The organism is Pseudomonas sp. GM49 (assembly GCF_000282355.1).
In the GTDB taxonomy this organism is placed as follows: Bacteria; Pseudomonadota; Gammaproteobacteria; order Pseudomonadales; family Pseudomonadaceae; genus Aquipseudomonas.
Genome location: NZ_AKJL01000316.1, coordinates 1 through 1,521, shown reverse-complemented (window position 1 = coordinate 1,521; position 1,521 = coordinate 1). Strand labels below are relative to the sequence as shown.

The 1,521-nt window shown below is 62.3% G+C and carries 2 protein-coding genes; one reads left to right on the top strand and one right to left on the bottom strand.

The window, feature by feature from the left end; genetic code table 11:
- Positions 1-34: 34 nt before the first annotated feature.
- Positions 35-787, bottom strand: coding sequence for a DUF2059 domain-containing protein (locus tag PMI29_RS02000; RefSeq protein ID WP_008003922.1), 753 nt, complete (start codon positions 785-787; stop codon positions 35-37).
- A 108-nt stretch (positions 788-895) separates the two neighbouring features.
- On the opposite strand from PMI29_RS02000, the gene PMI29_RS02005 reads away from it, so the two are divergent.
- Positions 896-1,521: 2OG-Fe(II) oxygenase (locus PMI29_RS02005; RefSeq protein WP_008003920.1), on the top strand; the 626-nt coding region annotated here is incomplete at its 3' end.

The following is a 1,521-nucleotide window of genomic DNA, read 5'->3' as shown; positions in this document are numbered from 1 at the left end:
GTTCCGACGAAAGCGATCTATCTGGCGCTAAAGATCACTGGGTCAGGTTCGAATTGCTCTGCCCCACTGCCAACCCCGCGCGAATCGCCGCCAGCGCCGCCTGATAATAGGCCTGGCCTTCCGCCGATTCGGCAAAGGTCGCAAACTCTTCCAGTTCGTTGTCCGACAGGTCGCGATAGACGTAGAGCAGCGTGTTGTTCAGGTCACTGCCGATCTGATCCATCAGGCGCTGACGTTGTCCGTTCAACATGCCCTGTGCCTGACCGGCACCCAACAGCCCGGGAATCATCGAGCTCAAACTGTCCGCGGCGACGCCAGCAATCGCCAGGCTGACCTCCGCGCCGGCCTCGCGTGCGGGCAGGGCTTGGGCCAAATGGCCGATGATCAGCATGCGGCTGTCGCTCGCCTGCATCTTCGGCAGACCCTTGGCGTTTTTCGCCAGTTGGTCGCGACGGGTCGCCAGCAGCTCGGCGGCGACGATTTTCTTGCCCAGGGGCGACTTGAAAAACGTCAGCGCGGGTTTGGGGTCGGCGAGGTTCTTGCGCAATTGTGCTTCGGCGCGCTGGTCCACGGCCCGGTCGGCAAAACGCTGATTGCTGTTGTTGACCAGTGCCTGAAACACCGCCGGCGGCAGGCTGCCCTGGTAGCGTTGCTGTGCAGCGGAAAGGGCGTCGTTGAAATGCGCGCGTTGTTCCGGCCAGCCGGCGACCTTGTACAACTGGTCGTGGCCGTCTGCCCAGGCGGGCAAAACGCAGAACATCAGCAGTGATAAAAGCAAACGGCGCATAGGGACTCCAGTCAGCAGGCGACTATTCTCCGTGCGGTATCCGTACTTGTCGAGAATTCGTATCAACCCGCTGCGCGGCTCTGTCGGATTTCCGGGCACAGGAATACTATGCGCGGCATGCAAATATCCTCTGATCACCCGCTGCTGTTACGAATCGTCGACGACCTGGCTGAGCACGGCTGGTCGCAGCAGAATATTTTCCTGCCTCTGGATCTCACCCGAGCGCTGGCGGCCGAGTGCCGTCAACGAGCTGCCGAGGGTGAACTGGCTCCGGCCGCCGTGGGCCGCGGGTCGTCATCGGAGATCCGCGAAGGGATTCGTGGCGACCATATCCAGTGGATCGACCCCGGCCAGGCCGAGGCCTGCGATAGCTACCTGAGTTTGATGGACAGCCTGCGCGAGGCGATCAATCGGCGCCTGTTTCTCGGCCTGGAGGATTTCGAAAGCCATTTTGCGATGTACCCGCCCGGTGCCTTCTACCTGAAACATGTCGACCGCTTTCGCGATGACGACCGGCGCATGGTTTCGGCGGTGGTTTACCTCAATGACGGCTGGCTTCCCGAACACGGTGGCCAGTTGCGCATGTACCTCGACAATGATCGCGTCCACGACGTGCAGCCTATCGGCGGCTGCCTGGTGGTGTTTCTCTCCGGTGAGGTGCCCCACGAAGTCCTGCCCGCGACCCGGGATCGCCTGTCGCTGACCGGCTGGTTCCGCCGGCGCGGCAACGAGCC

Coding starts and splice junctions, on each gene's coding strand:
- PMI29_RS02000 (WP_008003922.1), bottom strand. CDS start 787: ATGCGCCGTTTGCTTTTATCACTGCTGATGTTCTGCGTTTTGCCCGCC.